Source organism: Brevibacillus sp. AF8 (assembly GCF_021270385.1).
In the GTDB taxonomy this organism is placed as follows: domain Bacteria; phylum Bacillota; class Bacilli; order Brevibacillales; family Brevibacillaceae; genus Brevibacillus.
The window spans coordinates 332,884-350,796 of record NZ_JAGQDN010000003.1 but is presented as its reverse complement, the minus strand read 5'-3'; the positions used below and the strand labels follow the sequence as shown (position 1 = coordinate 350,796).

At 47.5% G+C, this 17,913-nt stretch carries 19 protein-coding genes and 1 riboswitch; of the genes, 10 read left to right on the top strand and 9 right to left on the bottom strand.

Annotated elements, in window-relative coordinates:
* Positions 1-138: 138 nt before the first annotated feature.
* From KB186_RS08005 to KB186_RS07995, 3 genes are all read right to left on the bottom strand, one after another.
* On the bottom strand, positions 139-507 hold the full coding sequence (locus KB186_RS08005) for a glyoxalase superfamily protein (RefSeq protein WP_173608268.1): 369 nt from the start codon (positions 505-507) through the stop codon (positions 139-141).
* Positions 504-968 carry a DinB family protein gene (locus KB186_RS08000; RefSeq protein WP_221869074.1) on the bottom strand — a complete coding sequence of 155 codons (465 nt, stop codon included), beginning with the start codon at positions 966-968 and terminating at the stop codon, positions 504-506. The genes KB186_RS08005 and KB186_RS08000 overlap by 4 nt, the downstream gene beginning before the upstream one ends.
* A gap of 146 nt (positions 969-1,114) precedes the next feature.
* Positions 1,115-2,023 (bottom strand): EamA family transporter, encoded by a 909-nt coding sequence (locus KB186_RS07995; protein ID WP_221869075.1) that lies wholly within the window; start codon positions 2,021-2,023, stop codon positions 1,115-1,117.
* A 287-nt stretch (positions 2,024-2,310) separates the two neighbouring features.
* Between KB186_RS07995 and rarD the strand changes: the two genes are divergently transcribed.
* A complete protein-coding gene (gene rarD, locus KB186_RS07990; RefSeq protein ID WP_221869076.1) occupies positions 2,311-3,219 on the top strand; it encodes an EamA family transporter RarD in 909 nt (302 codons plus the stop codon).
* A 71-nt stretch (positions 3,220-3,290) separates the two neighbouring features.
* Here the strand turns inward: rarD and pdxK are convergent, their stop codons facing one another.
* Together pdxK and KB186_RS07980 are read right to left on the bottom strand one after the other, a co-directional pair.
* Positions 3,291-4,118, bottom strand: a complete 828-nt coding sequence (gene pdxK / locus KB186_RS07985) for a pyridoxine/pyridoxal/pyridoxamine kinase (RefSeq protein WP_232773360.1) — start codon at positions 4,116-4,118, stop codon at positions 3,291-3,293.
* Positions 4,119-4,288: 170 nt separating this feature from the next.
* Positions 4,289-4,462 carry a hypothetical protein gene (locus tag KB186_RS07980; protein WP_007723176.1) on the bottom strand — a complete coding sequence of 58 codons (174 nt, stop codon included), beginning with the start codon at positions 4,460-4,462 and terminating at the stop codon, positions 4,289-4,291.
* Between the two features lie 221 nt (positions 4,463-4,683).
* On the opposite strand from KB186_RS07980, the gene KB186_RS07975 reads away from it, so the two are divergent.
* The 3 genes from KB186_RS07975 to KB186_RS07965 are packed head-to-tail and all read left to right on the top strand — an operon-like array spanning position 4,684 to position 8,412.
* Positions 4,684-5,385, top strand: a complete 702-nt coding sequence (locus KB186_RS07975) for an ABC transporter ATP-binding protein (RefSeq protein WP_173608263.1) — start codon at positions 4,684-4,686, stop codon at positions 5,383-5,385.
* 24 nt (positions 5,386-5,409) lie between these two features.
* Complete coding sequence (locus KB186_RS07970; RefSeq protein ID WP_173608262.1) at positions 5,410-6,870, top strand: ABC transporter permease; 1,461 nt, start codon at positions 5,410-5,412, stop codon at positions 6,868-6,870.
* 24 nt (positions 6,871-6,894) lie between these two features.
* Entirely contained in the window at positions 6,895-8,412 is a 1,518-nt protein-coding gene (locus KB186_RS07965; RefSeq protein ID WP_173608261.1) for an efflux RND transporter periplasmic adaptor subunit, read from the top strand.
* 92 nt (positions 8,413-8,504) lie between these two features.
* Here the strand turns inward: KB186_RS07965 and KB186_RS07960 are convergent, their stop codons facing one another.
* Both KB186_RS07960 and KB186_RS07955 read right to left on the bottom strand, forming a co-directional pair.
* Complete coding sequence (locus KB186_RS07960) at positions 8,505-9,179, bottom strand: type 1 periplasmic-binding domain-containing protein (RefSeq protein ID WP_232773359.1); 675 nt, start codon at positions 9,177-9,179, stop codon at positions 8,505-8,507.
* Positions 9,176-9,976: a class I SAM-dependent methyltransferase gene (locus KB186_RS07955; RefSeq protein WP_232773358.1), complete on the bottom strand. Its 801-nt coding sequence runs from the start codon at positions 9,974-9,976 to the stop codon at positions 9,176-9,178. The genes KB186_RS07960 and KB186_RS07955 overlap by 4 nt, the downstream gene beginning before the upstream one ends.
* Before the next feature lie 189 nt (positions 9,977-10,165).
* Between KB186_RS07955 and KB186_RS07950 the strand changes: the two genes are divergently transcribed.
* From KB186_RS07950 to KB186_RS07940, 3 genes are read left to right on the top strand one after another with little or no spacing between them, the layout of a single operon-like run.
* Complete coding sequence (locus KB186_RS07950; protein ID WP_173608258.1) at positions 10,166-12,208, top strand: hypothetical protein; 2,043 nt, start codon at positions 10,166-10,168, stop codon at positions 12,206-12,208.
* Between the two features lie 60 nt (positions 12,209-12,268).
* Complete coding sequence (locus KB186_RS07945; RefSeq protein WP_229088093.1) at positions 12,269-12,463, top strand: hypothetical protein; 195 nt, start codon at positions 12,269-12,271, stop codon at positions 12,461-12,463.
* 22 nt (positions 12,464-12,485) lie between these two features.
* Entirely contained in the window at positions 12,486-13,331 is an 846-nt protein-coding gene (locus tag KB186_RS07940; RefSeq protein ID WP_232773364.1) for an EcsC family protein, read from the top strand.
* Here the strand turns inward: KB186_RS07940 and KB186_RS07935 are convergent.
* Together KB186_RS07935 and KB186_RS07930 are read right to left on the bottom strand one after the other, a co-directional pair.
* Positions 13,306-13,854: a GNAT family N-acetyltransferase gene (locus tag KB186_RS07935; protein ID WP_232773357.1), complete on the bottom strand. Its 549-nt coding sequence runs from the start codon at positions 13,852-13,854 to the stop codon at positions 13,306-13,308. The genes KB186_RS07940 and KB186_RS07935 overlap by 26 nt on opposite strands.
* A 68-nt stretch (positions 13,855-13,922) precedes the next feature.
* The gene (locus tag KB186_RS07930; protein WP_173608254.1) at positions 13,923-14,363 is read right to left on the bottom strand and encodes a flavodoxin; all 441 of its coding nucleotides are present in this window, start codon (positions 14,361-14,363) and stop codon (positions 13,923-13,925) included.
* Positions 14,364-14,503: 140 nt separating this feature from the next.
* Positions 14,504-14,693, top strand: a riboswitch (Lysine riboswitch).
* A 91-nt stretch (positions 14,694-14,784) separates the two neighbouring features.
* Here KB186_RS07930 and dapD point away from each other — a divergent pair.
* The 3 genes from dapD to KB186_RS07915 are packed head-to-tail and all read left to right on the top strand — an operon-like array spanning position 14,785 to position 17,861.
* Positions 14,785-15,495, top strand: a complete 711-nt coding sequence (dapD, locus tag KB186_RS07925; protein ID WP_007723196.1) for a 2,3,4,5-tetrahydropyridine-2,6-dicarboxylate N-acetyltransferase — start codon at positions 14,785-14,787, stop codon at positions 15,493-15,495.
* 14 nt (positions 15,496-15,509) lie between these two features.
* A complete protein-coding gene (locus KB186_RS07920) occupies positions 15,510-16,724 on the top strand; it encodes an aspartate aminotransferase family protein (RefSeq protein WP_173608253.1) in 1,215 nt (404 codons plus the stop codon).
* Between the two features lie 3 nt (positions 16,725-16,727).
* Complete coding sequence (locus KB186_RS07915) at positions 16,728-17,861, top strand: N-acetyldiaminopimelate deacetylase (RefSeq protein ID WP_232773356.1); 1,134 nt, start codon at positions 16,728-16,730, stop codon at positions 17,859-17,861.
* The last annotated feature ends 52 nt before the right edge of the window (positions 17,862-17,913 follow it).

Here is a 17,913-nt window from a genome sequence, read left to right as displayed (position 1 = left end):
CGCACCGGATTGTGGCTCCGGCACTCGTGGGTTCAAGTCCCATCGATCGCCCCATCTATTTATGTTCAAAATGTAAAATGAAATAGCCCAGCGGTGGCTCCTGTAAAGGAACTGTCGCTGGGCTTTCTTTGTATTTGTTTACGAGTGATCGACAGGCTGATAAAAGTGAAGGCGATTGCCAAAAGGATCGGTCACGCTCACTTCACGCGTTTCCCACGGCGTCTCCTCTAAATCAGGACAAGCGTACTTGTATCCTTGACGCAACAGGGACTGATGGAAAAGCTCAATGTTTTCCACCTGTACGCGAATCGCTGAGCCAGGACAAGCATCTCCGTGATGCTCGGATAGATGAATCGTGCACGATGGAGAGGAAATTTGCATGTATAAAGGAAAATGATCCTCGTAACGATGCTCCCAATCAATCTGAAAACCTAGAAAATCCACATAAAACTCTCTTGCCTTCTCAACGTCAAACATGCGAAAAATTGGCGTTATAGTCTGAGTCATTTGCCTAGAAACCTCCGGATTGTATTGAGGGAGGCGAGGTGCATCCCTTCGTGAAAAATCGTTCGTACAAGCACTTGCGCAATCGTATGCATGCCGGATTCTGTTGCGGGAAACTCTTCGTCTAATCGATCCTTGTAAGCAGCCTGTATCTTCTGAGGTTGTTCTTGTAATAAGGAAACGAGCGTTTCGAGATTCGGCGGCGGTGTTTTCCAGTCAGTAGGCTTGGTCCCGAAGTTAAACCATTCCTTGAAGCCAGGGGGGAGCGGGATCGTTTCTTTTGTAAGGTACGCGATCCATAAATACTGATCCAGATAAATGTGCCCCAGATTCCACAAGATATTGTTGGAGAAACCATCAGGAATGATGTTCGCATCTTCATCTGTCAAACCATCGATTGCTTTTAACGTCTCCTGTCGATAATCCTCTAGCTGCTGGAATAACACCGTATGCCGCTTTTCCATACCTTTCCCCCTTTGAGTGGCAGTTTTCGCAAATAAATTCGAGGCAGAGAATCTACCTTCCTTCTATATGAAGGGGGTGTACCAAAAAAAAGCGTGCAGAACAGCTCGTCTGCACGCTTTTTGTATGCGGTTTATAGAAAACGGCGCTACATTCTTTCCTGCTCGAGGGCGTGAGAAGGGGAGAATAGTTTCCGCCACTTTACTTGCGGTACACAAATGGCAGCCAGGATCATGAATACGCCACCCCATTGAGGGAGAGAGACAGTCTCTTGAAGCACGAAGCTCGACAAGAGCACGACTGTGGGCAGCTCGACTGCACTTAAAATGGTAGCCAGTCCATTGCCGATCCGCGGCACACCGACAGCCAAACAGAAGATCGGGATGACCGAACCGAAGATCGCAACCAAAAGACCGAGCGGCAGTAAACCTTGCAGAAGCTGACCATTTACCAAGAAAGTCGGCGGATAAACGATCGAGAGCATCAGGGCTGCCATACTAATCGAAATCGCGCTTCGCAAGTATGGATCCATTCCAGGGAGAATTCGCCCGCTGAAGAAAATAACCAGGGCAAAGGTCGCGCCAGACATCAGACCGAAGATCAAACCAACCATGTCTACGCTCTGAATACCGCTTTCGCCTAGTCCGCTTGCAAGAACAGTCCCTGCTCCAAGCATAACCAGAGACACCCATTTTTCAGCGGTCGGCCATTTTCGATCTACAATCGCCTCTAGCAAGACACCGATCCAGGTAAACTGAAAGAGGAGAACAATTGCGAGTGAAGCAGAAACCCGGCTAACAGCCTGATGGTAAAAAAGACTGGTTGAGGCCATCATCAGGCTGGCTGGTGCCAAAAGCAACAAATACGTAAACGAAAAGCGCTGCTTCGAGAAAAGGATGGCCATGACCGTCATAATCAAGCCGCCAAAAATCAATTGACTCCCACTCATTTCAAATGGCGTAAAGCCGAGTTGAAAGGCATGCTTCATGAAGATCGAGAGGACACCGTAGCTGCACGCACCGAGTAAAACTAAAAAGATAGATCGCCAGTATGTCATAAGTAAAAGTTCCTTTCGTATGACTAAACTCGGAAGAATAATGACTATTGTACTACAGGTATAAAAGTGGTACAATAAAATTTTTGTGCATGCTTTACTATGCTACTGAGGTAACTAGCTAGCTACGTGCATTGGTAATATGGTAACGGATGAAAGTGTAAAGAACGCGCTATTCTACGTGAGAATACATAGCTGTTTTTTCGTATTTCCGTTACACTATTTCATAGATAATAAGTTCAAAAGTTGTCTATAGAGAAAGAGAAGGCGAAACACATGGAGGAGCTAGGATGAGACAGGGGATTATTTATGCAATTGTGGCGTATTTGGCTTGGGGTTTACTCCCGCTCTATTGGAAGCTGTTTCAGGCAATGGGGGCATGGGAGATACTCGCTCATCGAATCGTCTGGTCGATTATTTTTGTTGCAATCATTATCCAGGTAACGAAACGCTGGCGCAGTATGTGGAGAGCGGTTACTGGTTTTAAAATGCTCGGAGCATTAGCGATATGTTCACTGTTAATCAGCGCAAACTGGCTCATTTTTATCTGGGCAGTGAATAACGATCAAGTCATGCAAACGAGTCTTGGTTACTACATGAATCCTCTCATCACCGTACTGCTTGGAGTCCTTTTCTTAAAAGAAAAAATGCATGCTGGGCAATGGCTCGCGCTTATACTCGCGGCTTTCGGAGTCATGTTCATCACCTTCGAGTACGGTGAGATTCCATGGGTCTCTCTATCACTTGCTTTGACCTTTGCTTTTTACAGCTTGGCGAAGAAGCTCGTCCGAATGGAGGCGATGATCGGACTGGCGTGGGAGACGTTGTTTGTGGCCCCTATTGCTTTCGGTTATCTGTTGATGCTACAGGTCAATGGGACGGAGACGATGACATCCTTAGCGTGGTGGCAACTTTTATTGCTGACGCTTGCGGGGGTAGCTACTGCCATGCCGCTCTACTGGTTCGCCCAAGCAACGACTAGACTCCCGCTTTCCGTTGTGGGCTTCATTCAATACTTGGCACCTACGATATCGCTCTTATCAGCTGTATTCTTATTCGGTGAGCCTTTCACCCAAACACATCTCATCAGCTTTGGACTCATCTGGTCTGCGCTTATTGTATTTACGGTGTCTTCCGTACGCATGAAACGAAGAGCTGCCCCAATCAATCCCGAGGTCGCTATCAAAAAACAAGCGTAATTATAAGAAAACTCCTGACCAGCCGAGAAAGACTCGGATTTGGTCAGGAGTTTTTGTTTACCAAGACGTAATTAGCAAATCGCTTCGCCGTGCTTTTTCATGCGGTACGCACCGTGATTAGTAGGTCCCACATATTTATTGAGCGCAAACGAGTGGCGAATCGCTTCGGTAATAAATTCTTTGGCAACAGCTACTGCGTTGTGCACAGAGCTTCCTTTTGCCAATTCCGCACAGATTGCAGCGGAGAACGTGCAGCCGGCACCATGAGTAAAGCTCGTCTCAAAGCGCTCTGATTCCATTACCTCAATCGTTTTCCCGTCATAGAAAACATCTACGGCATTTCCGCTTTGAAGCTTGCTGCCACCTTTTACAACGACATAAGAGGTGCCGAAGTCGTGGATGCGCTTCGCTGCTTCCTTCATGTCATCGACACTTTTCAATGCGCCCATTTGGCTAAGAATACCAGCCTCGAACAGGTTAGGAGTTGCAACTGTTGCATGCGGGAGCAAGACTTCGCGCAGGCTGACTGCAATTTCTGGATGGAGAGCTTCATCTGCACCCTTACAGATCATCACAGGGTCAACGACAACATTTTTCAAATCGTATTGTTTTATTTTACGGGTAGCGAGGTCAACCAATTCAGTGGTTCCGAGCATCCCTGTTTTTACAGCATCTACGCCAATTCCTGCGAGTACGGTTTCGATTTGTTTTTCTAGGATCGTAACGTCGATCGGAAACACTTCGTGAAACCATTTGTTATGTGGATCTTGGGCTACGATAACGGTGAGGGCGGTCATCCCGAAAACACCAAGCTCCTGAAACGTTTTGAGGTCTGCTTGCTGACCAGCTCCGCCGCTGGTGTCGGAACCTGCAATGGTGAGTGCTTTCTTCATGGTCATTGTGATTATCTCCCTTTGTATACCGCTGCACAATCGAAGCGGATCTATACTGTCATGCGCTGTAATGCCTCTCTCTCTATTAAAGAGGAAGAATTCGGTGCTGTCAATAATATCCCCAAAATATAAAAACCGCCTCCCGTAGCGGGCAAGCGGTTTATGTATGTGTGCATTTATGCTTGAGAAGCAGCGTGGTGAAAAGAGAAACTGATGGTAGTGGACATGGACTTGGAACGCTTGGTTGCAAGCTGTTTGGCTTGCTTTGCTGCCTCAAACATACTGGGTGCCTTGATGATTTCAACCCATCTGCGTGTTGCTGTTTCAAATAAAAAGCGATAGATAGTCATCTTCTTCGACCCTCCATGGTTTGTTGACATCTACATTGTAATACGTAGCCGGCTGCAAAAGGTTACATAGCTGTTACATATTTTTGAAGAAAGTATGGTTGTTTACGTAAATCGTAAAATGTTTCCGAAAGAAGCGTTACGTTTTGCGAAATGTTACGTCTTTAGTATGTGATGTTTACGAAAGTTTCCATTTTGAAAGAACGAATGAGGTGCGACAAACGATGGTCAATTCAACAGGAGAGCTGACGGTGACAGGGGTCAATCACAGCTACGGAACGGGAAAAATCAAAGTGCCCGTGCTGTATGATATCAACCTTCATATCAACAAGGGAGAATTCGTGGCCCTGTGTGGCTCATCGGGTTCTGGCAAATCTACGCTCTTGAATTTGCTTGCAGGTTTGACCAAGCCGGAGGAAGGGAGTGTCATGGTTAGCGGAGCAGAGATTTCCAGCTACAGCGAAAACGAACTATGCCTGTTTCGCCGTAAAAATATGGGTTTTATCTTTCAGTCATACAATCTGCTTCCGAATCTGACAGCGTTGGAAAACGTAGAGCTTCCACTGATTTTTGCAGGCGAAAGCAAGAAAAAACGTCGGGAGAAAGCAACAGAAATCTTACACCGCGTGGGGCTGGAAGGTCGTATCGACCACAGACCCAATGAGCTTAGTGGTGGACAGCAGCAGCGTGTCAGTATTGCCAGAGCACTCGTCAATCAGCCTGGCATTATCTTGGCGGATGAGCCGACGGGGAACCTGGATTCGAAGACAGAACAAGAGATTCTCCTATTAATGAGAGAAATGAACAAGGAAAATGGGACTACGTTCATCATCGTTACCCATGAACAGGAAGTAGCGGAACAGTCCGACCGCGTCATTTATCTCCAGGACGGACGGGTTGTACAAAAAAGGACAAGACCAGCGTAGGCGAGGGTATGAGGTGAACAAACAGTGAAGGTAATGGATTCTTTTCGCATTGTCTGGAGGAATCTGTGGCGAATGAAGCTGCGGACAGCCCTCACATCGGTTGGTGTCATGATCGGGACGGCTGCAATCGTCGCGATGATGGCGCTTAGTTTAGGGCTTAAGGAAAGTGCGGTAAAAAGCTTGGAGAACTTCGGGAACTTGACAGAGATGGACGTCGAGCCATTGCGTTGGTACGAGGAAAATGGTGAATGGATTGATGTTCCAGAGGATAAGGTCAAGAAGCTGAATATGCAAGCGGTGCAGGAATTAAAAAAGATTCCTGGCATTCAGGCGGTTATGCCGATAAAAGAATTACGAGAGCAAGCGAAGCTTAAGGTAGGTAGACGAGAAGGCTACGTCCAGCTTATTGGGGTGGATGTGAATGAGTCGGCTGCCTATCGCAAAAATGACATTGAAAAAGGAACCTATCTGACAGGGGCGCCCCAAGAGATAGTGGTTGCTTTCGATGTATCCAGAGAATTGCGCGACGTAGAAAAGGAAAAGCGCGAGGAACGGCGAAGAAAGGCCGGAGCTGGACGGCATGAAATGTCTCAGATGCCACCTCCTGATATAGGGGGCGGAGAAGCACTGACCTTCAATCTCGTAGACAGAGCAGGGACTCTCATCTTGTCGCGCGAATATCGCATCGATGATGAACCAAAATACGAGAAAAAAGAATTGCGTGTAAAGGTTGTCGGTCAATTAAAGAAATCGGAAGAACGTAACTCGTCAGCCGCGGTTTATGTACCGATTAATGTAGTGAAAGAGCTAAATGAGTGGGTCACGCGCAGTCGAGGTGACGAAGTCGAAGAGGGAGCATCTCGCCGTTCACGCGATAAAGCCAAAAAGGAAACCTTTGAATTTGACAGAATTACTGTCAAGGTAGAATCTCGTGAAAAGGTCGAGGGTGTAGTCAAAGCGTTGAAGGAAAAGGGCTTTGAAGTATGGTCGCCTGCACGTGAGCTGGAAACCATCAATAACTTCTTCTTCGTGATTCAGATGGTCCTCGGAGGAATTGCTGCAATCTCCTTGCTCGTCGCAACCATTGGAATCGTCAATACGATGATCATGTCGATTTTAGAGCGAACCAAAGAGATTGGTATCATGAAAGTAATCGGGGCCACTGTGTTGAATATTCGTTGGCTGTTCTTAATGGAGTCAGGCTTTATTGGCTTAATTGGTGGACTGGCTGGTCTCGGAATGGCGTGGGGAGCGGTTGAGCTCGTGAATTACTTTGGAGCGTCTGGCGGTCTCTTGGATAGTCTCAACATGGGCTACGGCGGCGGTGGTGATCCAGAGGCTGAGCCAACAAAATTGGCAGTGATTCCGGGTTGGCTGGCACTCTTTGCGATTGGCTTCTCCTTTATTATTGGGGTGTTGGCGGGAATCTTCCCGGCGATCCGCGCGTCTCGTTTAAGTGCGCTGCAAGCGATTCGATCTGAATAAGTGATGAAATGTGAGGAACGTAAGATGAACAAGAAAAAATGGATCATTATCGCCACGGTCGTGGCCGTTCTTGGAGGAGGTAGCTATTACGGCTACTCATACTTCAAGGGCGAAGAGGTTACAGAAGAAAAGCCGGAAGAAAAACCGAACTTCCCGACAGCGGTCGTGGAACGAGGTGACGTCAAGAAGACAATCAACTCAGCAGGTACAGTGGAAGCGAAGGCCCGTGAGGAAGTCAAGCCAGAGCTCAGCGGCAAGGTGCAACGTGTGCTAGTGAAAGAAGGGCAGTCCGTAAAAAAAGGCGATGTTTTGTTCACGATAGACAGCTCGGATGCACAACTGGAAATTCAAAAGCTGGAGCTGGACATTTTAAAGGCGAAAAAAGAGCTAAATGAAATTAAGCAAAAGAAAGACAAGATCACGGCTACAAAAGAAGGAAAAGTGGTTGAGGTCCTTGTAGAAGAAGGACAAGATGTAAGACCGGAACAGGTGGTAGTCAAGCTGGCTAATACCGACTATTTGAAAATTATTGGGCAATTTACCTCCTATGAGTCTGAACGATTCAGTGTAGGACAAAAAGTGAAGGTATTCATTCCGACTTCCATGTATTTTGTGGATGGTGTTGTCACAGAAGTGGATAGAATAGGTGAAAAAGTAGAAGGTGCTGGCGGAATTCACAATGTCGAGGTATTGGTCAAGAAGCCTGGGGCCATTTACGTCGGAGACAAGGGTGAGGTACAGTACACGGATGATAAGGGCCTCTTATACGTAAGCCGAAATCAGAAAGAATTCCAGCTGCCGGATGAAATAGAAATCTTGGCTGGTACGTACGGGAAAATCGGCAAGATCGACGTCAAAAAGGACGATGTAGTCAAAGTAGGGCAACAACTGTTCAAGATGGATATGGAAGCGTCCGGTATGGAGCTGATGGAAAAAGAACTGGCGCTAAAAAGTTCCTTATTGAACATGGAGCAGAAAAAGCGTGAAATTGCGAAGAACCAAGTAACGGCGCCAATTAGCGGTGTAATCACCAAGCTGGGCGTAAAAGAAGGCGAAGCGCCAGGATCAGAGCCTGCAGCCATTATTATGGACACGTCTTCTGTTTACTTTATGGCAGCCGTTGGAGAGCTTGATATCCCCGCGATTAAAATCGGACAAAATGTCGATGTTTACGTGTATGCATTCGGTACCGAGCCGTTTAAAGGCAAAGTCGTAGAGCTCCCGAAAGAAGGGAAAAAAGAAGACAAGGAAGTTCGTTTCGCGGTAAAAGTGGAATTGCTAGACAAGGCTGATTTTAAGCATGGAATGACGGGAGACAACGATATTATCGTCGCCCAAGCACAGAATGTCCTGCGCTTGCCAAGCAATGCAGTTGAAATTCTGGGACCAGGTCAGGGAACGGTAATGGTGAAAGATCCGAGCACCGGAGATCCAATGCCGAAAGACGTAGAAATCGGGATTGAAGGATATGATTTTATTGAAATCAAAGGCGGCTTGAATGAGGGAGAAGAGGTTCTGGTGACCAACTCCGAAGGCATGTAAAAGCCAATTGAATTCGTGTTTATGCGACAGCCCCGTTGCCACTGGCCATTAGACCTAAGCAAACGGGGCTGTTTTTTACACGCATTCCCTTTTCAACGGTTTGAACGCAATTGTAACGCTACGGACATTAACGACGTCAAACTATGTAAAGGATGGGAAATTGTACAGTCATTTTCCTTTGCAAATTGATCAGCAACAGGGGCCATGGAGAGCTGTGCCACTGCAATAGGTTGGTCTGGAAACGTTTGGCGGAGCTGATACAGGGCGTCTTTTATCGCTTCTCTGTAAGCTTCTTGCTTGTTTTCCATGAGCAGGGCAAAAGCATTTTCGACGAGAGATACTTGTATCTCTGGATGAAGGCTGTGAGAATGGGCGTGTTTCACGAGACGCTCCATCGTAGGTTGAACAGTAGCGGGATTGGAGAACAGCAGAACTTGTGGCTCAGTATGCCGTGCAAGCTCATGAAAAAAAGATCCATCGATTGTGAAGAGTGGAACAGTGGCAGTTGCTTCATCTTCTGGTGTTACCAGTGCAGCATACTGCGTGCATGTGATCACGATTGCATCGACCCCGCAGTTTCGCATCCAGTTTAGTTGCTCACGTAATTTGGCATGCGATTGTTCCTTGGTATGGACAGAGGTTCCTTCGTTCTGCAGGAGTAAACCTGGATCAACAAAATGAATGAGCTCTACGTCAAAGGCTGCGAACGCATCTGATAAGAGGGAAATATTCGAATAATGTCCATGGAGACAGCCAATACGGGTCATTGTGCAGCTCCCCCATGTAGAGTATCCTTCTCTGATTTCTTATGGGCAATGACGCGAATACGCTTGTAATCGAGCACCCAGTGTCCCTCTTGAAACAGAGCAGGACGCAGTAAGTCAGTGACTTCGCTACATACTTGCTGAATTTCATTTGAGGACAGTCCCGCGAAAAAAGGACTGCAAAAAGAATTCAGCCAATGTGACAGCCCCAGGTCTCCATCAGCCATGACTGTCGGGCGATCAAAATGGGAGGCAAGTACGACATGGAAGCCTTGCTTTTCCAAAAGAGTCGTGTACTCTCCTATGCTGGGAAAATACCAAGGCGAGCGCTCGTCGGCAGATATTCCTCTTCGTGCTAAAACAGTCCGTAATGCCTTGGTGATTTGTCCGCAATTTCCCTGCCCTCCAAATTCAGCGACAAAGCGTCCACCGGGAGCTAGAGCCAACCAAATGGTTTCAATGACTTCGGCAGGACGTTTCATCCAGTGGAGTGCGGCATTAGAAAAGACAGCGTCGTAGCTGACATCTGTACGATACGTATGTGCATCGGCTACTTCAAAGGCAAACTGCGGATATTTTTGACGAGCAGCCTCAATCATGGCGGCAGAAAAGTCGATTCCTGTCACATTAACTCCTGCAAGCGATAGTTGAGCACACAGGTCACCTGTTCCACAGCCTAAGTCAAGAATGTTTTCTCCAGAAGCCGGCTGTAGCCAGTCCACTAAACCTTTGCCGTATTCAGAAACGAAATTCATTTTGGCGTCGTATAGCCCGGCATTCCATTGATTGGTTTGAACCATCCGAATCCCTCCCTTTCATCCATTTTTACCAACTGGGGGGATATAAGTCAAATCTATATAAATTATAAACTGAATAGTTTTTAACTATACCGATGGCGCAAAAAGCTCTGTGATTGTAAAGGATATTTCGCTGTTTTTGTCGAATGATCACAGTTGAAAAATTGAAAGGAAGAAATAGGAGGACAATTCGTGAAAAAATGGGTTGTAAAAGCACTTCTAGTGTGTTTGGCAACGGGCACCTTTTTGTCAGGTGTGTCAGTACTGCCAGCCATGGGGGCCGGGGCAACAGCATCCATGAAAAAAAACAGCCAAGTATCTAAGCCACTCCGGCAGCAGCCTGTTCACGATATGGTTATCTTTAACGATTATCAGGTTGCAGGATTGGATTCAAATGGTTGGAACTGGGTGAAGAATGATGAGTTTATTCTTCCTCCCGAGACACCACTTGATATTGACGTGATACAGACCACTTATGGAACTGGCACTAACCTCAATCGGAAGCAAGTTTTATTGGATGGCGTAGAGTTATCGGAGTATCAAGCCGAAACTACCTCCCCACAGACCTCTTTCAAATGGCAAGTGCCTCGGTTTACCATTCCAGCACAAAAGCTATCTGCCGGCTCGCATACCTTGACCTTTATTGTGACGGATGCCAAAGGGAAGAGCAGCACGTTGCATGTGCGATTTCTGGTAGAGGCCCAAAATTACCCGAGCATATTTAATGGGGAAAAGGCTGAGGGAGAACCAGTACCAAGCGGCGGACAAACGGCGATTTTTGGAATGATGGGTTCACACGACTTTACTAGTTCTGTACCGGGCACTTGGAAATTAACAAATAAGTCCACGAATACAGAAATGAGGTCTGTTCAAGAAACCATATTTTCGACGGGGACATTGTTGACGGGGCAGTACGAGCTCCTCTTTGTTCCTGATGATACTACCATGTCACCTTGGATGACGATGATTCAAGTAGGCGTTGCAGAGCTGTACATGGGGACAGATGCAAGTGGTCAAAAGCTCACGCAAGATCAGAAAATAACAGCTCCAGCAGCACCAGGGAAGGTTCCATTGTATTCGCCAATCCCAGGAAGATGGTCGGTGAACGGAACCGGACAAACCTTGACAGACGCGCAGCACTTTGAGGTGGACATTCCTGAGAGACTGGCCGGAATCACAATCGCTGTTACCTTTGAGCCTGTTTCGGGGCAAAAAGAGACATCGTCTATGTGGGGCGATACTTCGGCGACAACGGTTCAAATACAAATACCAGGTGCACCTAATGCCTGCGGCCCTGCTAATGGAAATGTCACGATGGATGTGTTGATGCAGCAGAACGAACAATCAACACCGACGGTAGAAAAGATGAACCTGTATTCCTCTGATAATACAATCAAGCTGTATCAGAATCCTGTTCATGTGATCTGGCTGGCAACTGCTGCCGAACACATCAAATATGGAAGTGAAGCGGATGATGATGAAGGGCCGGGTGTATGGGCGATCGATAATGTCATTGCCGACGAGAGCAAATTGAGCTGGGATCACACGGCATTGCTGTTGTCCGGTTACAAACCAGGTCGCTACAAAGTCAACTACTATAGCAAAAGAGACCCGTCGCAGGTATGGTGCGGCTACGTTCAAGTGATAGAAGATTCGCCTCCAATCAAGTCGTATCCGTCATGTGAGCCGGATGATACAGGTGTAACTCCGCCAAGTTCGCCACTTCTTCTTCGAAGCGAGAGCGGGAAGGAATACCGGGACGGACAAAAGATTACCGTGAATGCAGGCGATAATCTCGAAGAATGGGAAGACTTAAGACTGATCGCTACTCATGCTGAGCTTGTCGGATCCAAAAAGATCAGGGATAAGAGCGAAAAGAAGTCCTACTATATGCCGAAATTTGAATGGAAACATGGAGAAATTGGTATTGGTGCCAATCGGAAGCACAGTAACGGTACCATTTCCTCAGAAAATCGGATCGAGATCTTTTTCGGGGAAGAAGAAATCGCCAGCATCAAGCCAAGCAAAGGTGATGGCGACGATGGTGAGGGACTTGAATCACTGAATTTGAAAAGGTATATCGATACGGATAAGCCTGGGGAATACAAGATCAAGGTAACGAATACGCTCACCAATAAAACCTGCACAGTTATCAACTCCAAAAGAAAGCACACCAAGAAAACCGATGAAAATGAGCGTAATGAAACATTGACGATGACAATTGAAGTAAAGTAGGTAGGAAGACCCCCTTGCAATTTGGCATGGGGGTTTTCGACTACAAGGGGAGGAAGTCCTGTGACAAATGAGCAGAAGGCAATCCTAGAAAAGTTCGGCTTTCGGATCGAAGGAGAGCAAGTGAAACATTTGAAGCTGGGGATCGTAAGACATAAAAGAGAGTTCGTCTGTCACGCCACGTCAGAAGAGTTGCGGGACTATATCAAGTCCGTCTTGCGCAACCAATGTCAGTGGAAGCGAGGAGAATCTGAGTGAGCAGCCAGGGAGGTTATTGGTGTTGAAGGAGTCTAGGGAGACATTGGTTACGGCATTACACGAAGTGGAGGCTTGGGAGAAGGACCAGAACGACTTGTGGTTCTGGGAAAAGCTTGGCAGACTTCCTTTTGTTTTGTTGGATCGGATTACGCCTGCATTCGTTCAGGAGAAGCTGGGAAAAGCCGTAGATGAAATGGCAGCCTTTCTTGAAACAGGTGGAACTTATTTGGTGCAGGATGAACCGATATACAAGCGGTTTGGCAAACGATTAGAGGGACAGGGCACTTCTGTTATTGGCAAGGAGGAGATAGCCGCTGTTCCGCTTACGATCATGAATGAAGTCGCCATGGAGTTGAAGGATTCACGTGCGAATTTTGCCACGGTACAAGGTGCGACGACTGGCTTCGGGGGGATATTTACCCTTGCGATCGATATCCCGTTATTGATGGGGACATCCCTAAAAGTTTTACAAGAGATGGCGCTTGCCTATGGCTATCGACCGGAAGAGAAGAAGGAGCGGCTGTTTGTCGTCAAATGCCTGCAGTTTGCTTCATCGGACATCGTAGGGAAAAAAGCGATACTCGCTGAGCTCTCCCGCTTTGATGACCCAACTGCCCAGAGAGAGGTAATGGCGCAATTGCAGGGATGGCGTGAAGTCGTGGTAACGTACACAGAAAACTTTGGGTGGAAAAAGTTATTTCAAATGGTGCCCATTGCGGGTATTTTGTTCGGGGCGTATTTGAATCGCTCAACCGTACAGGATGTCGCCGAAGCGGGGATGATGCTGTACCGCAAACGGCGCATCCTGGAGCGGCTGCGCGATAGCGAAAAGAGTGGGGAGATTACAAAGACCACTCCTCAGCTGTAAGAGCGTAGATAAGATGGTCCTCCCATACGCCGTTAATTTGTAAATAGCGTAACGAAAGGCCTTCATGGCGAAAACGGTTTTTTTCCAAGACACGAATGGAGGCTTGGTTGCGAGGCATTACAGCCGCTTGTACCCTGTGTAGCCCAGCATCCGTGAAAGCAAAGCGAAGGGCAAGATTTACGGCTAATGTCGTATAGCCTTTGCCATTGCACGCCTGATCCATGAAGTAACCAATCGTTGCATTTTGCCATGCGCCGCGTGCCACATTTGACAACGCAATACGCCCAATCATCTTTCCGGATTCCCGGGAGAATACGCCGAAAGCATAGGCCGTGCCACGTTCAAAATCATTCTGCGCTTGTGAAATCTGTTCTTGCTGTACTGGGAGGGTCAGAAATGAAGCGGGGCGGATCGGTTCAAATGGTTGGAGAAAGTCATGATTGCGCAGCCGAAGCTCTAGGAGCTCGGCTGCGTCTTGTTGGTGGAGAGGCCGTAAGAGAATCTCGTCCGTATGTAGTGTCATGAGATCAATCCTCCTGAAAAAGTTGGATTGATAGTATAGCATATGCCAGAGTATTTGGGAAACACCGATTATCCGAGCAATTCAGCAAACGATACCCCAAATGCTTTGCAAGTTTCCACTTCTTTTGCAGTAGGAGAAAGCTCGATTTTCAATCCTTCCATTGGTGTTTCTGCTCCCCGTTCGCTCGCCTTTTTCAGCAAAATATCAACTGCTGCACCGACATGCTCATAAGCGGAGTCGCAAGAGCCAAAAGCAACAACCTTTTTCCCGCTAAGGTCAATGTCGTCCATTTCCTCATAAAAATCCATGCATTCATCTGGGAGTTCGCCGTCGCCCCATGTGTAGGCGCCAAGCAAGATTCCGTCGTAAGCCTCGAGTTCTTTTGCGTTTGCATCCATCACTTCTTTTATCTCCAGCTCAGCACCAGTGGAACGAATACCTTCTGCAATTGCTTCAGCAATTTCCTGTGTATTCCCTGTCATGCTCGCGTAAACCATCAAAATGCTCATAAAACGTAAACCCTCCAATTGGATAATGAGTATCATTCTCAATAAATAAAATAATGAAAATGAGAATCGTTGTCAATAACTTTTTTCTTATTGCCACGTTTCATTGATTTTGGTAGAGTTAAATAAAATTATAATAATGTACTCTAAATAGAGGTGCGCCGAAGAAGAGTAAGTCTTTTCGCAATCTGCCAGGGGGCAGGAGAAGGAAGAAAGGCTAAAGCGCCGAAGCTTATGCTATGCCCCTACGTAGCACAGGCTGGGGTGTCTCATGAAAAATGAACATCCTGTCACAAGGGACCTTACGTCTTTTTGTGGAGCGCTATTTATTATTTGCTTCTGTAGTATCAAGAGCAATGAGATAGCGAATGCACTCATTGCTTTTTTTGATTTACCATGCTGTTATTTTGAGGAGGATGTAACAATGAATATGATGGATGCCAACGAAATTATCGCGTTTATCCAAAAAAGCGAAAAGAAAACACCCGTGAAAGTATATGTGAAAGGGAACCTGGAGGGAATCGACTTCGGTGCGAGCTCCAAAGCTTTCATTACTGGTCCTACTGGTGTTGTTTTTGGTGAGTGGAAAGAGATTGAGCCAGTGCTCGCTGCTAACGCAGACAAAATTGAAGATTATGTAGTAGAGAGTGACCGTCGCAACTCCGCCATTCCATTGCTGGATACAAAAGGGATTCAAGCGCGTATTGAGCCAGGCGCAATTATCCGTGACCAAGTGACAATTGGTAACAACGCGGTCATTATGATGGGTGCTTCCATTAACATCGGTGCAGTTATCGGTGAAGGTACAATGATCGACATGAATGTTGTAGTAGGTGGACGTGGAACTATCGGGAAAAACTGCCACATCGGTGCGGGATCGGTTATCGCGGGCGTTATCGAGCCGCCGTCTGCACAGCCAGTTGTTGTCGAAGATGATGTTGTCATCGGAGCAAATGCAGTCATTCTGGAAGGTGTACGCGTAGGAAAAGGTGCTGTCGTTGCAGCGGGCGCTGTCGTCATTGAAGATGTACCTCCATACGTAGTAGTTGCGGGAACGCCTGCACGTGTGATCAAGCAAATCGATGAAAAAACTCGTTCCAAGACAGAGATCAAGCAGGAGCTACGTCAGCTGTAAGGGAGAGAGTGCACATGGACTGGCGTTCGCTCGATGAACAATATATCGTCTCCTCTTACAAAAGACTTCCGATTGCCATAGACAAAGGCGAAGGAAATTACTTGTACGATACGAACGGGAAGAGTTATCTCGACTTGTTTACCGGACTCGCGGTAAACGTTTTGGGGCATTCTCATCCGCGCATTGTACAGGCTCTGCGTGAGCAGGGAGAGCGCTTCTTGCATATTTCCAATGTATTTTTAAACAAGCCGGCTATTCGTTTAGCCGAGCGTTTGGTTGCGAACAGCATCAGCGGTAAGGTGTTTTTCACCAACTCTGGTGCAGAGGCCACAGAGTCTGCCATCAAGCTGATTCACAAATGGACAAAAAATGAGGGAGCTGGTCGTGAAGGCATCGTTGTCTTGCGCAACAGCTTTCATGGGCGAACACTCGGAGCAGTGCGTCTGACGAGGCAGGCTCACGTCTATCAAGACTTTCCTCAGCCAGCTTTTCCTGTTTATGAATTGGATGTGGAGGACACGGCAGGATTGCGAGCGATTTGCCAGGAAGCAAGACCCGCTGCGGTCCTCATGGAGCCAGTATTGGGTTCTGGCGGTGTCGTACCGTTATCTGAAGCGTTCTTGCGAGAGGTAGCTGCGATCTGTGAGCAAGAAGGTATGCTCTTTGTCATGGACGAGATCCAGACAGGAATGGGCAGAACAGGAAAGCTCTTTGCTTATGAGCATGCAGGCGTAACGCCAGACCTTATCCTTTTTGCCAAAGGTATAGGAGGAGGGCTTCCCCTCGGCGGTGTCATCGCTGGTCCAAAGCTGATGAATCAGTTCAAACCAGGGGATCACGGAACGACATTCGCACCATCGCCACTGTCTGCTGCCCTGGGGAATGTCGTGTTGGACGAATTGCTTGATCCAGCCTTCATCGCTCACGTAGAAGAAGTGATTGCGTACCTGTGGTCGGGCTTGGAAGCGTTGCGAACGCGCCTTCCGGATCAGCTGCAATCCCTGCGCGGAAAAGGCTTGATGGTTGGAATTCCGCTCTCTTCCACCCCGGAAGAGGTAAGCCACTTGCAGCAAGCATTGCTTGACGAAGGAATTCTCGTTGACGTGACGCAGAAAACGATTGTTCGTCTGCTTCCGCCACTGACGTTGACCAAAGCCGATGTGGACCGTTTCCTTGCCGTGTTTGAGGAGCAATTAACAGCAAGAACAAGTACGAAAAAGGAGGCGTAGACCATGACGACTTCCTTGTTTACACAAATTCGCCGAGACCTGCACCAAATACCGGAGCCAGGCTTCGCTGAAGTGAAGACGCAACAATACTTGCTCGATTATTTGAAAAAGCTGCCTCAGGAGCGAATCGAGATCAAAACGTGGCGGACAGGCATTTTGGTCAAGCTGGCAGGAACAGAGCCAAAACGATTAATTGCCTGGCGGACGGATATGGATGGCCTGCCGATCGTAGAGGAAACGTCCTATCCGTTTCGATCGCTTCATGAAGGATACATGCATGCTTGCGGGCATGACATGCATATGGCAATTGCTCTTGGCCTCCTGACGCATTTTACCGAGCATCCGATTGCAGATGATTTGTTGTTTCTCTTTCAGCCGGCAGAAGAAGGCCCTGGCGGTGCTGAACCGATGATGGAAAGTGAAGAGTTTGCAGACTGGCGACCGGACTGCATTTTTGCCCTGCATATCGCGCCGGAATATCCAGTTGGTCATATTGCGACGAAGCCAGGAATTTTGTTTGCCAATACTTCTGAGTTGTACATTGATTTGGTTGGCAAAGGGGGGCATGCAGCCTTCCCCCACAAGGCGAATGACATGGTGGTTGCAGGAAGCCATCTTGTGACTCAGCTTCAATCGATTATTTCGCGCAATATCGATCCATTGGATTCGGCCGTCATAACGATTGGCAAGCTGGAGAGCGGGACGAAGCAGAACATCATCGCGGAGAAGTCCAGGCTAGAAGGGACCATCCGAACCTTTTCGATGGAATCGATGGCACTCGTCAAAAGCCGCATTGAATCTCTCGTAAAGGGAGTGGAAATAGGCTTTGATTGCCAGGCAACGATTGATTACGGTGTTGGCTACTGCCAGGTTTACAACGAGGAGCAGCTAACGACAGACTTCATGCAATGGGTACAGGAACAATGTGCAGAGGTAACTCTCATTACCTGCAAGGAAGCCATGACCGGAGAAGACTTCGGTTACTTTTTGAAAGAAATCCCCGGCTTTTTGTTCTGGCTGGGTGTGCAAACGCCGTACGGCTTGCACCATTCCAAAATTGAGCCGAACGAAGACGCGATCGAGGTTGCTGTTCGACTGGTCTCCCGGTATTTTACATGGCTTTCGCAACAGGAGTAGCAGGTGTCAGGAACAAAAAAAGAGTGGCTGGATAGCCGCTCTTTTTTCTGTG